The sequence below is a fragment of the Acidimangrovimonas pyrenivorans genome, from assembly GCF_042643245.1.
Classification (GTDB): domain Bacteria; phylum Pseudomonadota; class Alphaproteobacteria; order Rhodobacterales; family Rhodobacteraceae; genus Acidimangrovimonas; species Acidimangrovimonas pyrenivorans.
Map to the genome: position 1 here is coordinate 224,180 of NZ_JBHRSK010000017.1, position 20,664 is coordinate 244,843.

19 protein-coding genes are annotated in these 20,664 nt (G+C 68.8%); 15 read left to right on the forward strand and 4 right to left on the reverse strand.

Features of this window, described 5'->3' with window-relative positions:
- Positions 1-4: 4 nt before the first annotated feature.
- From paaA to paaZ, 7 genes are all read left to right on the forward strand, one after another.
- Positions 5-1,003, forward strand: a complete 999-nt coding sequence (paaA, locus tag ACFOES_RS19230) for a 1,2-phenylacetyl-CoA epoxidase subunit PaaA (RefSeq protein ID WP_377835020.1) — start codon at positions 5-7, stop codon at positions 1,001-1,003.
- Between the two features lie 14 nt (positions 1,004-1,017).
- On the forward strand, positions 1,018-1,302 hold the full coding sequence (gene paaB, locus ACFOES_RS19235) for a 1,2-phenylacetyl-CoA epoxidase subunit PaaB (protein WP_377835021.1): 285 nt from the start codon (positions 1,018-1,020) through the stop codon (positions 1,300-1,302).
- Positions 1,302-2,117 carry a 1,2-phenylacetyl-CoA epoxidase subunit PaaC gene (paaC, locus tag ACFOES_RS19240; protein ID WP_377835022.1) on the forward strand — a complete coding sequence of 272 codons (816 nt, stop codon included), beginning with the start codon at positions 1,302-1,304 and terminating at the stop codon, positions 2,115-2,117. The genes paaB and paaC overlap by 1 nt, the downstream gene beginning before the upstream one ends.
- Positions 2,118-2,121: 4 nt before the next feature.
- Entirely contained in the window at positions 2,122-2,643 is a 522-nt protein-coding gene (gene paaD / locus ACFOES_RS19245) for a 1,2-phenylacetyl-CoA epoxidase subunit PaaD (RefSeq protein WP_377835024.1), read from the forward strand.
- Positions 2,644-2,665: 22 nt separating this feature from the next.
- Positions 2,666-3,742: a 1,2-phenylacetyl-CoA epoxidase subunit PaaE gene (gene paaE, locus ACFOES_RS19250; RefSeq protein WP_377835026.1), complete on the forward strand. Its 1,077-nt coding sequence runs from the start codon at positions 2,666-2,668 to the stop codon at positions 3,740-3,742.
- Complete coding sequence (locus ACFOES_RS19255) at positions 3,732-4,523, forward strand: Phenylacetic acid catabolic protein (protein ID WP_377835027.1); 792 nt, start codon at positions 3,732-3,734, stop codon at positions 4,521-4,523. Before paaE ends, ACFOES_RS19255 begins: the two co-directional genes overlap by 11 nt.
- A gap of 73 nt (positions 4,524-4,596) precedes the next feature.
- Positions 4,597-6,666 (forward strand): phenylacetic acid degradation bifunctional protein PaaZ, encoded by a 2,070-nt coding sequence (gene paaZ, locus ACFOES_RS19260; RefSeq protein ID WP_377835029.1) that lies wholly within the window; start codon positions 4,597-4,599, stop codon positions 6,664-6,666.
- A 325-nt stretch (positions 6,667-6,991) separates the two neighbouring features.
- Here paaZ and ACFOES_RS19265 read toward each other — a convergent pair whose 3' ends face one another.
- From ACFOES_RS19265 to paaG, 3 genes are all read right to left on the reverse strand, one after another.
- The gene (locus ACFOES_RS19265; RefSeq protein WP_377835031.1) at positions 6,992-7,591 is read right to left on the reverse strand and encodes a TetR/AcrR family transcriptional regulator; all 600 of its coding nucleotides are present in this window, start codon (positions 7,589-7,591) and stop codon (positions 6,992-6,994) included.
- A 118-nt stretch (positions 7,592-7,709) separates the two neighbouring features.
- Complete coding sequence (paaK, locus tag ACFOES_RS19270; RefSeq protein WP_377835032.1) at positions 7,710-9,017, reverse strand: phenylacetate--CoA ligase PaaK; 1,308 nt, start codon at positions 9,015-9,017, stop codon at positions 7,710-7,712.
- 43 nt (positions 9,018-9,060) lie between these two features.
- Positions 9,061-9,855 (reverse strand): 2-(1,2-epoxy-1,2-dihydrophenyl)acetyl-CoA isomerase PaaG, encoded by a 795-nt coding sequence (gene paaG / locus ACFOES_RS19275; RefSeq protein WP_377835034.1) that lies wholly within the window; start codon positions 9,853-9,855, stop codon positions 9,061-9,063.
- Positions 9,856-10,055: 200 nt separating this feature from the next.
- Here paaG and ACFOES_RS19280 point away from each other — a divergent pair, with 200 nt between their 5' ends.
- The 6 genes from ACFOES_RS19280 to ACFOES_RS19305 all read left to right on the forward strand — a co-directional run bounded on the left by ACFOES_RS19280 (position 10,056) and on the right by ACFOES_RS19305 (position 16,552).
- On the forward strand, positions 10,056-11,198 hold the full coding sequence (locus ACFOES_RS19280; RefSeq protein WP_377835035.1) for an ABC transporter substrate-binding protein: 1,143 nt from the start codon (positions 10,056-10,058) through the stop codon (positions 11,196-11,198).
- A 97-nt stretch (positions 11,199-11,295) separates the two neighbouring features.
- Complete coding sequence (locus ACFOES_RS19285) at positions 11,296-12,168, forward strand: branched-chain amino acid ABC transporter permease (protein ID WP_377835037.1); 873 nt, start codon at positions 11,296-11,298, stop codon at positions 12,166-12,168.
- Between the two features lie 3 nt (positions 12,169-12,171).
- Positions 12,172-13,128, forward strand: a complete 957-nt coding sequence (locus ACFOES_RS19290; protein ID WP_377835039.1) for a branched-chain amino acid ABC transporter permease — start codon at positions 12,172-12,174, stop codon at positions 13,126-13,128.
- On the forward strand, positions 13,125-13,910 hold the full coding sequence (locus tag ACFOES_RS19295; protein ID WP_377835041.1) for an ABC transporter ATP-binding protein: 786 nt from the start codon (positions 13,125-13,127) through the stop codon (positions 13,908-13,910). The genes ACFOES_RS19290 and ACFOES_RS19295 overlap by 4 nt, the downstream gene beginning before the upstream one ends.
- Positions 13,897-14,598 (forward strand): ABC transporter ATP-binding protein, encoded by a 702-nt coding sequence (locus tag ACFOES_RS19300; RefSeq protein WP_377835043.1) that lies wholly within the window; start codon positions 13,897-13,899, stop codon positions 14,596-14,598. Before ACFOES_RS19295 ends, ACFOES_RS19300 begins: the two co-directional genes overlap by 14 nt.
- A 1-nt stretch (position 14,599) precedes the next feature.
- Positions 14,600-16,552, forward strand: coding sequence for a 3-hydroxyacyl-CoA dehydrogenase NAD-binding domain-containing protein (locus ACFOES_RS19305; RefSeq protein WP_377835045.1), 1,953 nt, complete (start codon positions 14,600-14,602; stop codon positions 16,550-16,552).
- Between the two features lie 4 nt (positions 16,553-16,556).
- On the opposite strand, the gene ACFOES_RS19310 is transcribed toward ACFOES_RS19305, so the two are convergent.
- Positions 16,557-17,240 carry an IclR family transcriptional regulator gene (locus ACFOES_RS19310; RefSeq protein WP_377835047.1) on the reverse strand — a complete coding sequence of 228 codons (684 nt, stop codon included), beginning with the start codon at positions 17,238-17,240 and terminating at the stop codon, positions 16,557-16,559.
- Between the two features lie 132 nt (positions 17,241-17,372).
- On the opposite strand from ACFOES_RS19310, the gene ACFOES_RS19315 reads away from it, so the two are divergent.
- Both ACFOES_RS19315 and ACFOES_RS19320 read left to right on the forward strand, forming a co-directional pair.
- Entirely contained in the window at positions 17,373-19,661 is a 2,289-nt protein-coding gene (locus tag ACFOES_RS19315; RefSeq protein WP_377835049.1) for a cytochrome P450/oxidoreductase, read from the forward strand.
- 80 nt (positions 19,662-19,741) lie between these two features.
- Positions 19,742-20,581 carry an MBL fold metallo-hydrolase gene (locus ACFOES_RS19320; RefSeq protein WP_377835051.1) on the forward strand — a complete coding sequence of 280 codons (840 nt, stop codon included), beginning with the start codon at positions 19,742-19,744 and terminating at the stop codon, positions 20,579-20,581.
- Positions 20,582-20,664 lie beyond the last annotated feature (83 nt).

A 20,664-nucleotide genomic window follows, 5' to 3' on the forward strand; every position in this document is an offset into this window, starting at 1 on the left:
ACCCATGTATGCGCAGATGGTGAAATCGGAAGGTTCGAAGCCGCGCGAGGAGATGTCGCCGGAAGAGCTGGCCTTCCAGGACCGCGTCGACAACGGCGAGAAGATCGAGCCCAAGGACTGGATGCCCGAGGGCTATCGCAAGACGCTGGTCCGCCAGATCGGCCAGCACGCCCATTCCGAGATCGTCGGGCAGCTGCCCGAGGGCAACTGGATCACCCGCGCGCCGACGCTGGAGCGCAAGGCGATCCTGCTGGCCAAGGTCCAGGACGAGGCGGGCCACGGCCTCTACCTCTACTCGGCGGCCGAAACGCTGGGGGTGAGCCGCGACGAGCTGCTCGACAAGCTGCACAGCGGCCAGATGAAATACTCGTCGATCTTCAACTACCCGACGCTGAACTGGGCCGATATCGGCGCGGTGGGCTGGCTGGTCGACGGTGCCGCGATCATGAACCAGGTGCCGCTGCAGCGCACCTCCTACGGGCCCTACAGCCGGGCGATGATCCGCATCTGCAAGGAAGAGAGCTTCCACCAGCGCCAGGGCTACTCGATCATGATGAAGATGGCCCAGGGCACGCCGGAGCAGAAGGCGATGGCGCAGGATGCGCTCAACCGCTTCTGGTATCCGTCGCTGATGATGTTCGGGCCGTCGGACAAGGACTCGGTGCACAGCGCCCAGTCGATGGCGTGGAAGATCAAGATCAACACCAATGACGAGCTGCGGCAGAAATTCGTCGACCAGACGGTGCCGCAGGCGGAATACCTCGGCCTGACCATCCCGGACGAGAACCTGAAATGGAACGAGGAAAAGCAGGGCTACGACTTCAGCCAGCCCGACTGGACCGAGTTCTTCGAGGTGCTCAAGGGCAATGGCCCCTGCAACCAGGAGCGGATGGAAGCCCGGGTCAAGGCTTGGGAGGACGGCGCCTGGTTCCGCGACGGTCTGACCGCCTATTCGGAAAAAGCCGCCAAGCGCCGCGCCGCGGGCGCTGTCGCGGCGGAATGAGAGGAGGAGAAGCGATGTCCAAGGAATGGCCGCTCTGGGAAGTTTTCATCCGCGGGCAGCACGGGCTGAACCACCGCCATGTCGGCAGCCTGCACGCGCCCGATGCCGAGATGGCGATCCTGCATGCCCGTGACGTCTATACCCGGCGCAAGGAAGGCGTCTCGATCTGGGTTGTGAAGTCGAACGACATCACCGCCTCGGCGCCCTCGGAAAAGGGGCCGCTGTTCGATCCGGCCGAGTCCAAGGCCTATCGCCACCCGACCTTCTTCGACATCCCGGATGAAGTGGGGCACATGTGATGACCGCCGTCTCTGACACGATCGCCCCGGCGGCCGATCCCCTTGTCGGCGATGCCGCCCTCAAGCCCGCCTTCTTCGACTGGCTGTGCCGGATGGGCGACAGCGCCCTGATCCTCGGCCACCGGGTCTCGGAATGGTGCGGCCACGCGCCGATCCTCGAAGAGGACATCGCGATGGCCAACACTGCGCTCGACCTGATCGGCCATACCCAGATGTGGCTCGGCCTGGCCGGCGAGGTCGAGGGTGCCGGCCGCTCGGCCGACGATCTGGCCTATCTGCGCGACGCGGCGCAGTTCCGCAACCTCAAGCTGGTCGAGCTGCCGAACGGCGACATGGGCCTGACCCTGATGCGCCAGTTCCTGTTCGACGCCTTCCATTACGACCTGCTGACCCGGCTGACCCGCTCGGCCAGCCCGCGCGTCGCCGAGATCGCCGCCAAGGCGCTGAAGGAGGTCTCGTATCACCTCGAACGCTCGTCCGACCTGGTGATCCGGCTCGGCGACGGCACCGAGGAGAGCCATGCCCGGATGCAGGCGGCGCTCGACCGGCTGTGGCCCTATACCGGCGAGATGTTCGCCGATGACGCGGTCGACGCCAAGGTGGCCGAGGCCGGCATCGCGCCGCTGCCGTCGGAACTGCGCGACGGCTGGCTGGCGACGGTGCAGGAGGTGCTGGGCGAGGCGACGCTGGCGCTGCCCGAGGCCAAGGCCGACGTCCACCTGGGCGGCAAGACCGGGCGGCATACCGAGCATCTGGGCTATATCCTGGCCGAGATGCAGTTCCTGCAGCGTGCCTATCCCGGCGCGGCCTGGTAAGCGCATGACCGCCGTGTTGCCCACTACCGATCAGGTCTGGCAATGGCTGGGCGAGGTGCCGGACCCCGAGATCCCGGTAGTCTCGGTCACCGAGCTGGGCATCGTCCGCGATGTCCGTTGGGACGGCGACACGCTGGTCGTCGCCGTGACGCCGACCTATTCCGGCTGTCCGGCCACCGCCTTCATCGACCTCGAGATCGAGCGCCACCTGCGCGAGAAGGGGATCGGGAAGCTGCGGCTGGAGCGGCGCCTGTCGCCGGCCTGGACCACCGACTGGATCGCGCCCGAGGCCCGCGACAAGCTGAAAGCCTTCGGCATCGCCCCGCCGGTGGAAGGCACCGCCTCGGACGGCCGCCTGGCGGCTCGGGCGGCGCGGCTGTCGGGCGAGACCAACCTGGTCATCGAGTGCCCGCGCTGCGGGTCGACCAATACCGAGAAGGTCAGCCAGTTCGGCTCGACCCCCTGCAAGGCATCCTATCGCTGCAAGGACTGCCTTGAGCCCTTCGACTATTTCAAATGCATCTGAGCCCCGAGGAGGAGAGGCCCGAATGTCCCGATTCCACCCCTTGGAAGTGACCGACATCCGTCGCGAAACCCGCGACGCGGTCGTCGTGACCCTGAAGCCGCGTGACGCCGACGCCGACGCGTTCGCATTCACGCAAGGCCAATACCTGACTTTCCGCCGCGATTTCGACGGGGAGGAACTGCGCCGCTCCTACTCGGTCTGTGCCGGGCTCGACGAGGGCTGCCTGCGCGTCGGCATCAAGCGGGTCGAGGGCGGCGCCTTCTCGACCTGGGCCAACGAGGAGCTGAAGACGGGCGACGTGCTGGACGCGATGCCGCCGATGGGCAAGTTCCACACCCCGCTCGACGCCTCGGCCGCCAAGCACTACCTCGGCTTCGCCGGCGGCTCGGGCATCACGCCGCTGTTGTCGATCATCAAGACGGTGCTGGCGCGCGAGCCGAAATCGAGCTTCACCCTGGTCTATGCCAACCGCGCCATCGGCTCGATCATGTTCCGCGAGGAACTGGAAGACCTCAAGAACGCCCATCTCGGCCGGTTGTCGGTGATCCATGTGCTGGAAAGCGAAAGCCAGGAGATCGACCTGTTCTCGGGCCGGATCGATGCCGAGAAGATGGAAACCCTGTTCCGGGTCTGGATCGACGCCGCATCGGTCGACACCGCCTTCATCTGTGGCCCCGAGCCGATGATGCTGACCATCGCGGAATCGCTCAAGGCGCACGGCCTGAGCGACGCCCAGATCAAGTTCGAACTCTTCGCCTCGTCCCAGCCGGGCCGGGCGAAGCAGCGGGTCGTCTCGCAGCAGGCGGCGGGCAGCGCCAACAGCTGCGCCGTTTCGGTGACGCTGGACGGCACGACGCGCAGCTTCACCATGCCCAAGGACGGCACGCGGCTGCTCGACGCCGCCATCGAGAACGCGATGGACGCGCCCTATTCCTGCAAGGCCGGGGTCTGCTCGACCTGCCGCGCCAAGGTGCTGGAGGGCGAGGTCGAGATGGAGGTCAATCACGCGCTCGAGGATTACGAGGTGCGGGCGGGCTACGTGCTGTCCTGCCAATGCGTGCCGCTGTCGGACAAGGTGGTGCTGAGCTATGACGAATGATGCCCCGGAAACCGCAGCAGAAACCGCAGCCGAGACGATGCCGATCGGGGATTACCTGGCCCAGGGCGGCAAGCTGACCGCGCCCGATAACGCACCGCCGCGCTACCGGGCCGAGCTTCTGCGGCTGATGTCCTCCTTCGTCGACAGCGAACTGGCGGGTTCCGCCGGTTTCGCCGATGCGATCAACTGGGCGCCGGGGATCAAGGAGCGCATCGCCGCCAGCCGGATCGTGCTGGAAAAGGCCGACCATGCCGAGCGCGTGCTCGACCTGATGGAGGGCTTCGGCACCGACAAGGCGCTTTACAACAAGGCGCATGACTGGGCCGCCCGCAGCCCGCGCGACGCCTATGTCGATGCCCGGCGGCAGGGCGGCGACATGCGGCTGTCGGTCTTCCACTACCCGCTCGAGGGCTGGACCGACGCGGTGGTGATGAACGTGCTGATGGGGCTGGCGACCGGCCTCCAGCTCGAGGAACTCAGCCATTGCTCCTACACGCCGCTAGCCGATGTGCTGCGCGAGATCGCCCCGCGCGAGCGGCGGCACATGGAGCTTGGCCTGGAAGGGCTGGAGCGGATCGCGGCCGACGCCGCCGGGGCGGACGAGGCCCGCGCCGCGATCGCCTATTGGCGGCCGCGCGTGGCCGAGACCTTCGGCGCGCCGCAATCCGAGCGCCACGCGCGGCTGGCCCGGATGGGCCTGCGCCAGCGCCCGAACGAAGCCCTTCGCGCCGCGTGGGAAGAGGCCGTTAACGACCGGCTGGCCGGCCTCGGGCTGGCCTGAAGCGCAACAGGAAGACGGGCGCCGGCTTGATCCGCGATCACGGCGGGCGCCCCAGGGACAGGAAGGAAACGCCATGTTGGATACGGCTCGCGAACCGCGCCGTCTGAAAAGCTATGTGCTGGGGGACTGGCGCGCCGGAGAGGGCGCGGGCAAGCCGCTCGCCCATGCAGCCACCGGCGAGACGGTCGCCTTCATCGGCTCGGACGGCCTCGACTTCAAGGGCGCGCTGGACTGGGGCCGCGAGGTCGGCGGCCCGGCGCTGCGCAAGCTGACCATCCACCAGCGGGCGCTGATGCTGAAGGAGATCGGCATCCGCCTGATGGAGATGAAGGACGCGTTCTACGACGAGAACTACGCCACCGGCGCCACCCGCAAGGACGGCTGGATCGACATCGACGGCGGCATCGGCACGATGCTGACCTTCGCCTCGAAGGCCCGGCGCGAGCTGCCCAACACCCGGGTGCTGACCGACGGCGCGGTCGAGCCGCTGTCGCGCGACGGCAGCTTCTCGGCCCAGCACATCCTGACCCCGCTGCAGGGCGTCGCCATCCATATCAACGCCTTCAACTTCCCGGTCTGGGGCATGCTGGAGAAGATCGCGCCGTCGCTGATCGCCGGCGTCCCCTGCCTGGTCAAGCCGGCTTCGCAGACCGCCTACCTGACCGAACTGGTGGTGCGCCGGATGCTCGAGATGGAGATCCTGCCCGCCGGCGCGTTGCAGCTGGTCTGCGGCGGGGTCGGCGACATGCTCGACCATGTCACCGGGCAGGACATCGTCACCTTCACCGGCTCGGCCTCGACCGGCCAGATGCTGCGCAGCCACCCGGCGGTGATCGCCAACTCGACCCGGTTCACGATGGAGGCCGACAGCCTCAACGCCGCGATCCTGGGCGCTGATGCCGGGCCGGGCACGCCTGAATTCGACCTCTTCGTCAAGGAGGTGGTGCGCGAGATGACGGTCAAGGCGGGGCAGAAATGCACCGCGATCCGCCGCGTCCTGGTGCCGCGGGAACACGAGCAGGCGGTGATCGAGGCGCTGTCGGCGCGGCTGGGCCAGACCCCGGTCGGCCTGCCGGACGACGAGAACGTGCGGATGTCGGCGCTGGCCTCGCTCAAGGATCGCGACAGCGTGCGCGACAAGATCCGGGCGCTGCAGGCCGAGGCCGAGATCGTCTCGGGCAACCCTGACGAGGTCAACCTGGTCTCGGGCGACGCCGAGACGGGCGCCTTCCTGAGCCCGGTGCTGCTGCGTTGCGACAATCCGATGGGCGCGACGGCGGTGCACGAGGTCGAGGCCTTCGGCCCGGTGGCGACGGTGATGGCCTATGGCGATGCCGATGAGGCGGTGGCGCTGGCCCGCAAGGGCAAGGGCTCGCTGGTCTCGTCGCTGTTCACCGACGAGCCGGCGGTGGCCGAGGAGATCATTCTCGGCCTCGCCCCCTGGCACGGACGGGTCCTGATCGGCAACCGCGCCTCGGCCAAGTCCTCGACCGGTCACGGCTCGCCGCTGGCGCCGCTGGTCCATGGCGGCCCGGGCCGGGCCGGCGGTGGCGAGGAGATGGGCGGCATGCGCGGCGTCAAGCACTTCATGCAGCGCACCGCGGTGCAGGGCGCGCCCGGGCTGCTCTCGGCCGTCACCGGGCAATGGATCGACGGCGCGCCGGTGCGGTCCGACAGGCACCCGTTCCGCAAGTCGCTGGCAGAGCTGCGGATCGGCGACCAGATCATCACCGCGGCGCGCGAGGTCACGGAGGAGGATGTCGAGCATTTCGCCCATTTCACCGGCGACACCTTCTATGCCCACATGGACAGCGAAGCGGCCAAGGCGAACCCGTTCTTCGACGACCGGGTGGCGCATGGCTACCTGATCGCCTCCTTCGCCGCCGGCCTGTTCGTCGACCCGGCGCCGGGCCCGGTGCTGGCGAATTACGGCGTCGACAACCTGCGCTTCCTGACCCCGGTCTATTTCGGCGACAGCCTGAAGGTCCGGCTGACCTGCAAGGAGATCAACCCGCGCGAGAATGCCGACCACGGCGAAGTGCGCTGGGATTGCCGGGTGACCAACCAGGACGACGAGGTGGTGGCGCAATACGACGTGCTGACCATGGTGGCGAAGACCTGGCCGCTGCCGGCGGAGGGATAGGGCCGGGGCGCGCCTCTTGTGCAATCGCCCGGTGCGCGCGGGACCCGCGCAGGGCGAGCGCCTGCCCGTTCCGGCGGGCTGGCGCTGTGGCCATCAGCGCGCTTCGCTCAGAGCCAGGAGGGGCCTGGCTGCCATAAAGCGCGAAGCTCGACGGTTGCGGGCGCCATCCCACGGGCAGGCCGCTTGCCCTGCTCATGTTGCGCCAAGTGGCTGGCGTAAAATGGGCAAGAAGCGGACGGAGAGGCCTTGTGCGAGATCGCGGCTACAGATCCGCCCGGAAGTCCTGCCCTATGCCCTGGCGGAGGAAGCTGCGAGCCGTCGGGCCTCACCGCACCGCCTTGACCCCTTCCAGGATCAGCGTCGTGGCGATGCCGGCATAGTCCTCGCGGCTGATCCGGCCGCCGTCGCGGAACCACATGTAGACCCAGTTCATCATCCCGAACAGCGACATCGTCACCGGCATCAGCAGCGGCCGCTCGGGTTGGTCGAGCTCGGGGTGCATGTCGCGCAGGGCGATCGAGAAATGGCGCACGATCTGGCGCTCCATCTCGGTGATCTTCGCCTTCTGCTCCTCCGACAGCGCCGGCCCGGCATTGAGCTGGACCTTGTGCTGGTCATCGGCGCCACGATAGGCCTCGAGCACCGTCGAGACCAGCCGGAGCAGCCGGTCATGCGGCGGCAGCGTGGGGTCGTCGGCGTCTTTCAGTGCCGCCTCCAGTTCCTCGAGATGGGCGTGGATGATGGCGAAGATCAGCGCGTCCTTCGACGGGTAATAGTGATAGAGCAGGGATTTCGACACGCCCGCCTCGGTGGCGATCTGCGACATCGAGGCCTTTTCCATCCCCTGGCTGGCGAAGACGCGCGCGGCATCCAGCAGCAGGCCGTGGCGCTTTTCCTCGAAATCGCTGGCGCGTGTTCTGGCCACCTGTCTCTCCCTGTCCGTGTTCTGTTCTTGGAGGGGCGTTGCCGCCCCTCTGTCCTTCGTTTCGAGGGCCGAGGCCCCTTTGGCCGTTTCGCGGGCCGAGGCCCCTTTGGCGGACCGCTTATTTCGGCCGGTTGTCGATGACGCGCTTGGCCTTGCCCTCGGAGCGGGCCACCGACGCCGGGTCGCGCACCTCGATCCGGGTCGAGACGCCAACCACCGACTTGATGTGATGGGCCAGCTCCTTGGCCGAGGCCGCGCGGCCCTCGCTCGACGCCTGATCGGGGGTGCATTCGACATGCACCGTCATCACGTCCATCCGGTCCTTGCGGGTCAGCTCGATCTGGAAATGCGGGGCGAGGCCGGCGCATTTCAGGATCTGCTCCTCGATCTGGGTCGGGAAGACGTTGACGCCGCGCAGGATGATCATGTCGTCGCTGCGGCCGGTGATCTTCTCGATCCGCCGCATCGACCGGGCGGTGCCGGGCAGCAGCCGGGTCAGGTCGCGGGTGCGGTAGCGCACCATCGGCAGGCCTTCCTTGGTCAGTGTGGTGAAGACCAGCTCGCCCATCTCGCCGTCGGGCAGCACTTCGCCGGTCACCGGGTCGATGATCTCGGGGTAGAAATGGTCTTCCCAGACATGCAGCCCGTCCTTGGTCTCGACGCATTCGTTGGCGACGCCGGGGCCCATGACTTCCGACAACCCGTAGATGTCGACGGCATGCATGTCGAAGGCGTCCTCGATCTCCTCGCGCATGGCGTTGGTCCAGGGCTCGGCGCCGAAGATGCCGACCTGGAGCGAACTGTCGCGCGGGTCGAGACCCTGGCGGCGAAACTCGTCGAGGATCGACAGCATGTAGGAGGGCGTCACCATGATGATCTGCGGCTTGAAGTCGGTCATCAGCGTAACCTGGCGCTCGGTCATGCCGCCCGAGATCGGCACCACGGTGCAGCCCAGCCGCTCGGCGCCGTAATGGGCGCCGAGGCCGCCGGTGAACAGCCCGTAGCCATAGGCGATATGGCAGAACTGGCCCGGCCGGCCGCCCGAGGCGCGGATCGAGCGGGCGACGACATCGGCCCAGGTGTCGATGTCGTTGCGGGTGTAGCCGACGACGGTCGGCTTGCCCGTGGTGCCCGAGGAGGCGTGGACCCGGACCAGCTGATCCTGCGGCACGGCGAACATGCCGAACGGGTAGGTGTCGCGCAGGTCGGTCTTGGTGGTGAAGGGGAACTTCGCCAGGTCCGCGAGCGTCTTGAAATCGTCGGGTTGGGCGCCGTGGGCGTCGAAGCGGGCGCGGTAGAAGGGCGAGTTCTCATAGGCGTGGCGCAGCGACCAGGCCATGCGCTTCTGCTGAAGCGCGGCGATCTCGTCGCGGCTGGCAACCTCGATCGGCTCGAGCATCTCGCGCGGTGGGGTCAGGTTTTTCATCGGGATCCTCCTCCCTCGGTGTCTGGGAAATCTGGGGCGGGGCTCAGCGGCCCCGGAATGCGGGCGGGCGTTTCTCCAGGAACGCGGTCACGCCCTCGGCATAGTCGTCGGTGAAGCCGGCCTCGCGCTGGCAGTCGCGCTCCATGTCGAGATGGCTGTCGAGGTCCTGACCGGCGGCGGCCTGGATCAGCCGCTTGGTCAGGCCGAGCCCCTTGGTCGGGCCGGCGGCCAGCCTGGCGGCCAGCGCCTCGGCCTCGGCCATCAGCGCAGCGTCCTCGACCGCCTTCCAGATCAGGCCCCAGTCGGCGGCGGTTTCGGCCATCAGCGGCTCGGCGGTCAGCGCCAGCGCCTTGGCGCGCGGCTCGCCCAGGATGCGGGCCAGCGACCAGCTGCCGCCGGCATCGGGGATCAGGCCGATCTTGGAAAAGGCCTGGATGAACTTGGCCGATTTCGCCGCCAGCACGATGTCGCAGGCCAGGGCGATATTGGCCCCGGCGCCGGCGGCGACGCCGTTGACGGCGCAGATCACCGGCTTTTCCAGGCTGCGCAGCAGGCGCAGGGCCGGGTTGTAGAAAGTCTCGATGGTGTGGCCCAGATCGGGGCGGGGGCCGCCCTTGCGCGGGTCGCGGTCGCCCAGGTCCTGGCCGGCGCAGAAGCCGCGCCCGGCGCCGGTCAGCAACACGGCGCGAATCGCCTCCTCGGCATGGGCCCGCCCGAGCTGGGCGCGCAGCGCGCGGTGCATCTCCTCGTTGAAGGAATTCAGCTTTTCGGGCCGGTTAAGCGTCAGTTTCAGGACGCCGGCCTCCAGCGTCGCGAGCACGGTTTCCGATGCGGTCATGCAGGTCTCCCTCGGCCCTCTCCTCACAGGGCTGTGAGATTTCTTATTGCATAAACCGGCCGGTCGGTCAATTATATGACAGAGAATCTGGCCGGCCGGTGCTTCACCTGTCCGTGTCGGGGTTCCAGGAGGAGGAAGGGCCGGAACTGCGATTGCCCTGTATGGGCCCGGTCCAGGACGATCCATAGGGAGGATGATCCATGAAGTTCGCAACCACCACCGCGCTGGCGACGCTCGTCGCCCTCGGGCTCGGCACCGCGGCCCAGGCCGAGATCCGGCTCGGCGCCAGCCTGTCGGCGACCGGCCCGGCGGCCTTCCTCGGCGATCCCGAGGCCAAGACCGTCCAGATGATGGTCGACGAGGTGAACGCCAAGGGCGGCATCAACGGCGAGAAGATCAAGCTGTTCCTCTATGACGACGGCGGCGATCCCAACAAGGCGCGCACCTTCGCCACCCGCCTGGTCGAGGATGACGGCGTCGTCGCCATCATCGGCGGCTCGACCACCGGCACCACGATGTCGATCATGTCGGTCGCCGAGGACGAGGGCATTCCCTTCGTCTCGCTGGGCGGCGCGATCAAGATCATCGACCCGGTGCAGAAATACACCTTCAAGACCCCGCATACCGACCGCATGGCCTGCGAGAAGATCTTCACCGACATGCAGAAGCAGGGCATCAGCAAGATCGGCATGATCTCGGGCACCGACGGGTTCGGCGCCTCGATGCAGGCCCAGTGCAAGGACGTCGCCGGCAAGTACGACATCGAGATCCTCGCCGACGAGACCTATGGCCCGCAGGACGCGGACATGACCCCGCAGCTGACCAAGATCAAGGATACCGCCGGAGTGCAGGCGATCCTCAACCCGGGCTTCGGCCAGGGTCCGGCGATCGTCGCCCGCAACGTCTCGCAGCTGGGCATTACCGTGCCGCTCTACGAAAGCCACGGCGTCGCCTCGGACGGCTTCATCAAGCTGGCCGGTGAGAAGGCGGCCGAAGGTATCCGGCTGCCGGGTACCGCGCTGCTGATCGCCGACATCCTCAAGGACGGCGACCCGCAGAAGCCGGGCGTGACCGCCTACAAGGCCGATTACGAAGGCAAGTTCGACCAGAAGGTCTCGACCTTCGGCGGCTATGCCCATGACGCCTTCCTGCTGGTGACCGACGCAATCAAGCGCGCCGGCAGCACCGACCCGGACGATATCCGCAACGCGCTCGAGTCGACCAAGGGTCTGGTCGGCGTCACCGGCACCTACACGATGAGCCCGACCGACCACCTCGGCCTCGACCTGTCCGCCTTCCGGATGCTCGAGATCACCGCGGGTGGCTGGAAGGATATCGACTGAGGCATCGGCGCGGCGCCCCTGCGGGCGCCGCGCATGCCTGCCGCCGGACGGTTCGCCCGTCCCGCCCCCTCTGCCATCCAGTCCTCGGGAGACGTCCATGGACGCCTTGCTGCAGTTCGTCTTTTCCGGCCTGACGGTCGGCGCGGTCTACGCGCTGGTCGCGCTGGGATTCACCATCATCTACAACGCTTCCGACGTGGTGAACTTCGCCCAGGGCGAATTCGTCATGCTGGGCGGGATGATCACCGTCTTCACCTACAATGCCGGGCTGCCGCTGCCGCTGGCCGCGGCTCTGGCCATCCTGATCACCGCCGCCGCCGGCGTGGCGCTGAACAAGCTGGCGATCGAGCCGGCCCGCGGCGCCCCGGTCGTGTCGCTGATCATTATCACCATCGGCGCCTCGATCCTGATCCGCGGCGCGGCGCAGCTGATCTTCGACAAGCAGCTCCACCGCCTGCCGGCCTTCTCGGGCGACGACCCGATCCACGTCATGGGCGCGACGCTGCTGCCGCAGAGCCTGTGGGTCATCGGCGGCGCGCTGGTCGTCTTCGTCGGGCTGTGGCTGTTCTTCACCCGGACCCTGACCGGCAAGGCGGTGCTGGCGACGGCCAACAACCGCGTCGCCGCGCAGCTGGTCGGAATCAATACCGGCTGGGTCATGACCCTGTCCTTCGCCCTCTCCGCCGCCATCGGCGCGCTGGCCGGCGTCCTGGTCACCCCGATCACGCTGGTCAGCTACGATGTCGGCGTCGGGCTGGCGCTCAAGGGCTTTGCCGCGGCGATGTTGGGCGGCATGGGCAATCCCAAGGGCGCGCTGGTCGGCGGGCTGCTGCTGGGGCTGCTGGAAGCCCTCTGCGCCGGTTACCTGAGTTCGCAATACAAGGAGGCGGTCGCCTTCGTGGTTATCCTCGCCGTGCTGTTCGTGATGCCCCAGGGCCTGTTCGGCGCCAAATCGACGGAGCGGGTGTAAGCGATGAAATCCCTGTCGAAATGGACCCAGTTGGTGATCCTCGCCGCGCTGATCGTCGTCCTGCCGTTCTTCTTTCCCTCGGGCTACTACTACCGCGTCGGCGCGCTGATCTTCGTCAACGCGCTGGCGGTGATCGGCCTCGTCATCCTGATCGGTTTCGCCGGCCAGATCAGCCTCGGCCATGCCGGCTTCGCCGGGATCGGCGCCTATGCCTGCGCGCTGGCGCCGGCGCAGTTCGGCATCCACCCGGCGCTGGCGCTGGTGCTGGGGGCGGCGCTGTCGGGCGTCATCGCGGCGCTGATCGGAAGGCCGATCCTGCGGCTCAAGGGCTATTACCTCGGCGTCGCGACGCTGGGCTTCGGTATCCTGATGGCGATGGTGCTGACCAACGAACGCGCCCTGACCGGCGGGCCGGACGGGATGGAAGTGGCGAAACTGGGCCTGCGTTCGGCGCTGCGGTCGATGGGCTGGCGCGTCTCGGGCGGCGAGTTCTGGTACGCGCTCTGCGGCATCGCGCTGGTGATCGGCGCCTGGCTGGCGCTCAACCTCTATGATGGCCCGACCGGCCGGGCGATGCGGGCGCTGCACGGCTCGGAAGTCGCGGCGCGGACGGTCGGCATCGACGTCGCCCGGATCAAGCTCCAGGCCTTCGTCATCTCGGCCGTCTACGCCTCGGTCGCCGGCTCGCTGCTGGCGCTGCAGAACCGCTTCGTCACCCCCGATATCGCCGGCTTCATGCATTCGATCGAGATGGTGACGATGGCGGTGCTGGGCGGGGTCGGCTCGGTGCTGGGCGCGGTGCTGGGGGCGGTGATCCTGACCCTGCTGCCGCAGGTCCTGACCGTCTTCGCCGAGTACGAGCAACTTGTGCTGGGGGCGGTGATGATCCTGGTGATGATCTTCCTGCCGCAGGGGCTGCTGCCCTCGATCGCGCGCAAGATCCGGGGGAGGGGCGAATGAACCTGCTCGAAGTCAAGGGGATCGGCATCAGCTTCGGCGGCGTCCGCGCGGTGCAGGATGTCGGCTTCGCCGTCAAGCCGGGCGAGATCGTCTCGGTCATCGGCCCGAACGGCGCCGGCAAGACGACGCTGTTCAACATGATCTCGGGCATCTACCGGCCCGAGACCGGCTCGGTGATGCTCGACGGTCAGGACGTGACCGCGACCGAGCCGCACCGGCTGGCCCGGATGGGGCTGACGCGAACCTTCCAGAACCTGCAGATCTTCCAGGAGATGACGGTGCTGGAAAACGTCATGGCCGGCTATCACCTGCAGGAGCGCGGGCCGCTGCTCGCCGACCTGCTGGCGCTGCCCGGCTCGCGCCGCCGCGCCGCCGCGGCCCGCGAGGGCGCGCTGGCATTGCTCGAAAAGGTCGGGCTGGGGCGCGCGGCGGGCGAGGCGGCGGGCAACCTGTCCTACGGCGCGCTCAAGCGGCTCGAGATCGCGCGGGCGCTGGCGCTCAAGCCGCGGGTCATGCTGCTGGACGAACCGGCGGCGGGCTGCAACGCCGTCGAGACCGAGGAGATCGACGCGCTGATCGCCGAGCTGGCCGCCTCGGGCATCGCCATCCTGCTGGTCGAGCACGACATGAAGATGGTGATGCGGATCTCGAACCACATCGTGGTGCTGGACCATGGCGAGAAGATCGCCGAGGGCGCGCCGGCCGAGGTCAGCCAGAACCCCGACGTCATCGCCGCCTATCTGGGAACCGGGGAAGGGGAGGCCGCCGATGCTGACGGTTGAGGGGCTGCGCACGCGCTACGGCCGGATCGAGGTGCTGCACGGCATCGATTTCGAGGTCACCTCTGGCGAGATCGTCACCGTCGTCGGCGCCAACGGTGCCGGGAAGACGACGCTGCTGAAATGCCTGTCGGGGATCCAGCCGGTGACCGACGGCCGGATCATCTTCCGCGGCGAGAACTTCGCCGCGGTCCCGGCCCACAAGCGGCTGCGGCGCGGGCTGGCGCAATCGCCCGAGGGCCGGCAGATCTTCACCAACCTCAGCGTCGAGGAGAACCTGCGCCTCGGCGCCTTCCTGTTCACCGACGATCGGGTCGAGACCGACATGGAGGACGCCTTCGCCCTGTTCCCGATCCTGCGCGAGAAGCGCAACCTGTCGGCGGGCGGGCTGTCGGGCGGCCAGCAGCAGATGCTGGCCATCGCCCGGGCGCTGATGGGCCGGCCCTCCTGCCTGCTGCTGGACGAGCCGTCGATGGGGCTGGCGCCGCTGCTGGTGGCGCAGATCTTCGACGTCGTCAAAAGCCTCAAGGCGCGCGACGTGACGGTGCTGCTGGTCGAGCAGAACGCCTTCGGCGCGCTCAAGATCGCCGATCGCGGCTACGTCATGGAGACCGGCCGCATCACCATCCAGGGCGCGGCGGACGAGCTGATCGCCGATCCGCGCATCCGCGAAGCCTATCTGGGACTCTGACATGCCTCTGCTGACCGTTAAGACCGAAGGCGGCATCGCCGTCGTCACCCTCGACAACCCGCCGGTGAACGCGCTTTCGCATGGCGTTCGCCAGGGGCTGTGGGACATGGTCGAGCGGCTCGATGCCGATCCGGAGGTCCGGGCGGTGGTGCTGACCTGCGCCGGCCGCACCTTCATCGCCGGCGCCGACGTGCGCGAATTCGGCAAGCCGCCGGAGCCGCCGCACCTGCCCGACCTCGTTGCCCGGATCGAGGCGGCGGAAAAACCGTGGGTCGCCGCGATCCACGGCTCGGCGCTGGGCGGCGGCTTCGAGATCGCGCTGGGCTGCCGTTTCCGCGTCGCGCTGGAAGGCGCTTCGGTGGGTTTGCCCGAGGTCAACCTCGGCATCATCCCCGGTGCCTCCGGCACGGTGCGGACGCCGCGCCTCGCCGGGGTCGAGGCGGCGGTCCAATTGGTGGCGTCCGGCAAGCCGGTGACGGCGGCCAAGGGGCTGGAGATGGGGCTGCTCGACGCGGTGCTGTCGGGCGACCTGACGGCCGAGGCCACCGTCTTCGCATGCACCGCGCTGAAGACTCCGCTGCCTGCGGCGGTCTCGGCCCGGCCGGTCGCGCCGATGTCCGACGCCTTCTGGGCCGAGGCCCGCAAGGTCGCCGCCAAGCCCGGCCACCAGGCGCCGCTGCGGGCGCTCGACTGCCTGCGCGCGGCCTCGGAACGGCCGTTCGAAGAGGCGATGGCGCAGGAGCGCGCGACCTTCCTCGAGCTGCGCGGCTCGGAAGAGGCGGCGGCGCTGCGCCATGTCTTCTTCGCCGAACGCGCCGCCCCGCGCCCCGCCGCGCTGGCCGGGGTGGAGCCGCGCCCGGTGGCGAAAGCCGGTGTCATCGGCGGCGGCACCATGGGCGCCGGCATCGCCGCCGCCTGCCGCGCTGCCGGCCTGCCGGTGGTGCTGATCGAGCGCGACGGCGAAGCCGTGGCGCGCGGGCTGGCCAATATCGACCGGGTCTTCGCCGGCGCCGTCAAGCGCGGCAAGTTGACCGAGGCCGGGCGGGCCGAGAAGATGGCGGGCGTCACCGGCACCACCGATTACGCTCAACTGGCCGACTGCGACCTGGTGATCGAGGCGGTGTTCGAGGAGATCGGCGTCAAGCGCGCGGTCTTCGCCCAGCTGGCCGCGCATTGCCGCCCCGACGCGGTGCTGGCGACCAACACCTCCTATCTCGACCCCCGTGCCATCGCCGAGGAACTGCCGCACCCGGAACGCTTCATCGGCCTGCATTTCTTCAGCCCGGCCCATATCATGAAGCTGCTCGAGATCGTGCCGACGTCGGACACCGCGCCCGAGGTGCTGGCGACGGCCTTCGCGCTGGCCAAGCGGCTCGGCAAGATGCCGGTGCGGGCGGGCATCTGCGAGGGCTTCATCGGCAATCGCATCCTTAGACGCTACCGTGCCGAGGCCGAGGCGCTGGTCGCCTCCGGTGTCGCGATCGCCGAGATCGACGCGGCGATGCGCGGCTTCGGCCTCAAGATGGGCCCGTTCGAGGCGCAGGATCTGGGCGGGCTCGACATCGCCTTCCTGCAGCGCGAGGGCGCGCGGGCGGCGGGGCAGGAGGTGCCCGAGACGCTGGGCGACATCCTCGTCCGCGCCAGCCGCAAGGGCCAGAAGACCGGCGGCGGCTGGTATGACTACGTCGAGGGCGACCGCAAACCTCGGGTTTCGCCGCAGGTGGCGGAGCTGCTGGCCGGCCGCATCGCTGCGGCGCGCGAGATGGCGCGCGAGGAGATCGCCGAGCAGCTGGTCGGCGCGATGGCGGCCGAAGGTCAGGCGATCCTGGACGAGGGCATCGCCGACGGCCCGGCCGAGATCGACCTGGTCGAAATCCACGGCTACGGCTTCCCGCGCTGGAAGGGCGGGCCGATGCATCACGCGGCGCGGGCCGCGGCGTTGCGCGCCGCCTGATCCGTCAGCCCGCCAGCTGCGCGGCCAGCTCGGCGGCGGCGGCGGGCACGGCGGCGACCGCCCTGTCGATGTCGAGCCCGTCCAGCGCCACCACGCCGAGCGAGCATTCCAGTGTCGGGTAGGCCTCGCGCGACAGCGGCACCGGGCTCGAGACCCCGACCGCGCCGGCCTGCAACTCGCCGCGCGTCAGGCTGTAGCCATCGGCGCGGGCGCGGCGCACCGGCTCGGGATCGTCGTCCTGCGGCGGCCGGCCGGCGAGGATGGCGATGCCGGCGGCGCCGCGGCTCAGCGGGTGGCGGGTGCCGACCCGGTAATGGATGTTGAGGAAGGTGTCGCGCGGCTCGGCCGTGAGCACCGCGACGCCGTCTTCGCCCTGGGCCACCGACAGGAAGGCCGTCGCCCCGGCGCGCTCGGCCAAGGCCTCGACCACCGGCCGGGCCAGCGCCCGCAGGTTGCCCTCGGCCCGCGCGCCCAGCAGCAGCGCGCCGCTGCCCAGCACGATCCGCCCGCCGGCCAGCCGGTGCACCATGCCATGATCGGCCAGCGTGTTGACGATGCGATAGGCGATGGCGCGGTGGACGCCCAGCCGCTCGGCCAGCGCGGCGATCTTCAGCCCGTCCGCGCTCTCCGCCAGAAGTCGCAGCACGGTCAGCCCGCGGTCGAGCGTCTGAAGCCGTCCCTGTTCCATTCCGTTTCCCATCCCGCCCGTTTCCCCTCCGATCGCGCCGCGCCGAATTGACTCGGGGCGGTTGTCACCATTATTGTCAATAAAAGTAACGTAGTGTGCGATAATAGTAAATACTTGCTTGGGAGGAGCACCATGGCGGAGGCCGCAGAATTCACCTCTCCGGGCGGCTGCCCGGTTTCGCCGCAGGCGGCGGCTTTCGACGCGTTCGAGGGGCCCTATCAGGTCGATCCGGCCGACGCCCTGCGCTGGTCGCGCGATCAGGAGCCGGTCTTCTACAGTCCCAAGCTGGGATACTGGGTGGTGAGCCGCTACGACGACATCAAGGCGGTGTTCCGCGACAATATCCTGTTCTCGCCCTGTAACGCGCTGGAGAAGGTCACCCCCTTCAGCGACGAGGCGATGGCGGTGCTGAAATCCTACGATTATGCCATGAACCGGACCATGGTGAACGAGGACGAGCCCGCCCATATGGAGCGGCGCCGGGCGCTGATGGAGCATTTCATCCCGGCAAACCTCGAGCCGCGGCAGGAGATGGTCCGGCGGCTGACGCGGGAGAAGATGGACGCCTTCATCGATGACGGCCGCGCCGACCTCGTCGCCCGGATGCTCTACGAGGTGCCGTTGACCGTGGCGCTGGAATTCCTCGGCGTGCCGCCCGACGACCAGGAAACGCTCAAGCGGTTCTCGGTCGCCCATACCGTCAACACCTGGGGCCGGCCGACGCCGGAGCAGCAGGTCGAGGTCGCCCATTCGGTCGGCAAGTTCTGGCGCTATGCCGGCGAGGTGCTCGACAAGATGCGGGCCGAGCCGGACGGGCCGGGCTGGATGCATTACGCCATCCGCCGCAATGCCGAGATCCCGGAGGTCGTCACCGACAGCTACCTGCATTCGATGATGATGGCGATCATCGTCGCCGCGCATGAGACGACGGCGCTGGCCTCGACCAACATGTTCAAGCTGCTCTTGACCCATCGCGACGCCTGGGCCGACATCTGCGCCGACCCGTCGCTGATCCCGAACGCGGTCGAGGAAAGCCTGCGCTATGCCGGTTCGATCGTCGCCTGGCGGCGGCAGACCACGGCGCCGGCGACGGTCGGCGGGGTCGACCTGCCGGAAGGCGCCAAGCTGATGATCGTCATGGCCTCGGCCAATCGCGACACGCGCCAGTTCGAGAATGCCGACAGCTTCGACATCTACCGCGACAGCGCCATCGACCATCTCAGCTTCGGCTATGGCAGCCATCAATGCATGGGCAAGAACATCGCCCGGATGGAGATGCGGATCTTCCTCGAGGAGATGTCCCGCCGGCTGCCGCACCTGCGCCTGTCCGAGCAGGAATTCAGCTACCTGCCCAACACCTCGTTCCGCGGCCCCGAGGCGCTGTGGGTCGAGTGGGACCCGAGCCGGAACCCCGAGCGCGCCGCCCCGGCATTGCGCGACCGCCAGCTGCATTTCCCGGTCGGCGCGCCGCAGCGCAAGGATATCGCCCGGCCGGTCCGGGTGGCGGCGCTGCGGCAGGAGGCCGAGGGCGTGCTGGGGGTGACGCTGGAGGACACGCGCGGCCGGCCCTTGCCCGACTGGAGCGCCGGGGCGCATGTCGAGCTCTGCCTCGACGGCTACGAGCGCAAGTATTCGCTCTGCGGTCGGGACGGGCGTTACGAGGTGGCGATCCTGCGCGAGGAGGCCGGCCGCGGCGGCTCGCGCCATTTCCACGAGGCCCTGCGCGAAGGGGCGGAGCTGAAGCTGCGCGGCCCGAGCAACCTGTTCAAGCTCGACGAGACCGCGCCGCATCACGTGCTGGTCGCCGGCGGCATCGGCATCACCCCGATCCTGGCCATGGCCGACCGGCTCAAGGCCCTGGGCAAGCCTTACGAGCTGCACTATGCCGGCCGGTCGCGGGCCAGCATGGCCTTTCTCGACCGGCTGCAGGCGGATCACGGCGCGGCACTGCGGCTCTATCCCAAGTCCGAGGGCGCGCGCGCCGACCTCGCCGCCATCGTCGATGCGTTGCCGGAGGGGGCCCGGCTCCATGTCTGCGGCCCGGAGCGGATGATCTCGGCGCTGGAGGACCGCACCCGGCACCTGCCCGAGGGCACGCTGCGCTTCGAGCATTTCGCCGCCGACGCCCCGGCGCTCGACCCGGCCGTCGAACGGCCCTTCGAGGTCGAACTGGCCGATTCCGGCTTCTCGGTCGCGGTGCCGGCGGACACGACTTTGTTGGAGGCGCTGCGCGTCGCCGGCGTGGATCTGCCCAGCGATTGCTGCGAAGGTCTCTGTGGCAGCTGCGAGGTCTCGGTGCTCGACGGCGCGGTCGACCACCGCGACAAGGTGCTGACCCGGGCCGAACGCGCCGCCAACCGCCGGATGATGGCCTGCTGCTCGCGGGCCCGCGACGGCAAGCGGCTGCGGCTGGCCCTGTAGTGGAGGGGCTGCTCACCAGCCGCGGGGAGGCGGCTGGCCAGTGGCGTAACCAACGGCGCGACAGCGCGAAGGGAGGAAAGATGACCAGGATTACGACGATGACGGTCGGCGACCTCGAGGTCACCGTGCTTCAGGATGGCGCGACCGAGTTCACCCCGGACCTGTTCCTCAACACCAGCGAGGACGAGATCGACAGCCTGCTCCGGCAGGCGGGCGAAGAGAAGATCCGGACCAATTTCAACGCTTTCCTTATACGCGGCAAGGATGGCGTGACCCTGGTCGATGCCGGCGTGCGCGACCTGTTCGGCCCCGCGGCGGGGCAATTGCCCGAGGCGCTGGCCGAGGCCGGGGTGGCGCCCGAGGAGGTGACGCGCCTCGTCGCCACGCACCTCCATCCCGACCATGTCGCCGGCATGGTCACCGCCGAGGGCGCCGCCGCCTTTCCCAATGCCGAACTGGCGTTGCAGGCGGCCGAGCAGGCCTTCTGGGGCGATGCCGCCCGCTTCGCCGGCATGGGCGAGCCGATGGAGGGCTGGCAGCAGCTCGCCGCCGCGGTGCTGGCCGCCTATGGCGACCGGCTGGTGCTGCTCGAAGGCGCCGAGGACGAGGCGGCGGCGCCGGGGCTGACCGCGATCCCGCTGCCGGGCCACACGCCGGGACACATGGGGCTGCGGATCTCGGATGGCGACGACCAGCTGGTGATCGCCGGCGACATCGTCCACGCCCAGACCCTGCAGATCCCCAATCCCGAGATTGGCGTCGGCTTCGATATCGACCCGGCGGCGGCCGCCGCGGCGCGCAAGCGCATGCTGGCGATGCTGGCCGGCGACGACCTGCTGTTCACCGGCGGCCACGTGCTCGGGCCGGACAAGTTCATCCGCGTGGTGGCCGACGGCAGCGGCTATGGCGTGGCCGGGTAATCCCGGCCTGAGGCCTGCAGCGGCGCCGCGCGGTTGATCCGGGCGGTTGATCGTGGTGTGTCGCTGCGGGTGTCACTTGTCGG

What these genes read in the sequence shown, in the direction of transcription:
- paaK (WP_377835032.1), bottom strand. Translation starts at nt 9,017, where the DNA reads ATGAAAAACCTGACCCCACCGCGCGAGATGCTCGAGCCGATCGAGGTT.
- ACFOES_RS19290 (WP_377835039.1), top strand. Translation starts at nt 12,172, where the DNA reads ATGAAATCCCTGTCGAAATGGACCCAGTTGGTGATCCTCGCCGCGCTG.
- ACFOES_RS19315 (WP_377835049.1), top strand. Translation starts at nt 17,373, where the DNA reads ATGGCGGAGGCCGCAGAATTCACCTCTCCGGGCGGCTGCCCGGTTTCG.
- ACFOES_RS19285 (WP_377835037.1), top strand. Translation starts at nt 11,296, where the DNA reads ATGGACGCCTTGCTGCAGTTCGTCTTTTCCGGCCTGACGGTCGGCGCG.
- ACFOES_RS19320 (WP_377835051.1), top strand. Translation starts at nt 19,742, where the DNA reads ATGACCAGGATTACGACGATGACGGTCGGCGACCTCGAGGTCACCGTG.
- ACFOES_RS19305 (WP_377835045.1), top strand. Translation starts at nt 14,600, where the DNA reads ATGCCTCTGCTGACCGTTAAGACCGAAGGCGGCATCGCCGTCGTCACC.
- paaA (WP_377835020.1), top strand. Translation starts at nt 5, where the DNA reads ATGTATGCGCAGATGGTGAAATCGGAAGGTTCGAAGCCGCGCGAGGAG.
- paaZ (WP_377835029.1), top strand. Translation starts at nt 4,597, where the DNA reads ATGTTGGATACGGCTCGCGAACCGCGCCGTCTGAAAAGCTATGTGCTG.
- ACFOES_RS19300 (WP_377835043.1), top strand. Translation starts at nt 13,897, where the DNA reads ATGCTGACGGTTGAGGGGCTGCGCACGCGCTACGGCCGGATCGAGGTG.
- paaG (WP_377835034.1), bottom strand. Translation starts at nt 9,855, where the DNA reads ATGACCGCATCGGAAACCGTGCTCGCGACGCTGGAGGCCGGCGTCCTG.
- ACFOES_RS19310 (WP_377835047.1), bottom strand. Translation starts at nt 17,240, where the DNA reads ATGGAACAGGGACGGCTTCAGACGCTCGACCGCGGGCTGACCGTGCTG.
- ACFOES_RS19255 (WP_377835027.1), top strand. Translation starts at nt 3,732, where the DNA reads ATGACGAATGATGCCCCGGAAACCGCAGCAGAAACCGCAGCCGAGACG.
- ACFOES_RS19280 (WP_377835035.1), top strand. Translation starts at nt 10,056, where the DNA reads ATGAAGTTCGCAACCACCACCGCGCTGGCGACGCTCGTCGCCCTCGGG.
- paaE (WP_377835026.1), top strand. Translation starts at nt 2,666, where the DNA reads ATGTCCCGATTCCACCCCTTGGAAGTGACCGACATCCGTCGCGAAACC.
- ACFOES_RS19295 (WP_377835041.1), top strand. Translation starts at nt 13,125, where the DNA reads ATGAACCTGCTCGAAGTCAAGGGGATCGGCATCAGCTTCGGCGGCGTC.
- paaD (WP_377835024.1), top strand. Translation starts at nt 2,122, where the DNA reads ATGACCGCCGTGTTGCCCACTACCGATCAGGTCTGGCAATGGCTGGGC.
- paaC (WP_377835022.1), top strand. Translation starts at nt 1,302, where the DNA reads ATGACCGCCGTCTCTGACACGATCGCCCCGGCGGCCGATCCCCTTGTC.
- paaB (WP_377835021.1), top strand. Translation starts at nt 1,018, where the DNA reads ATGTCCAAGGAATGGCCGCTCTGGGAAGTTTTCATCCGCGGGCAGCAC.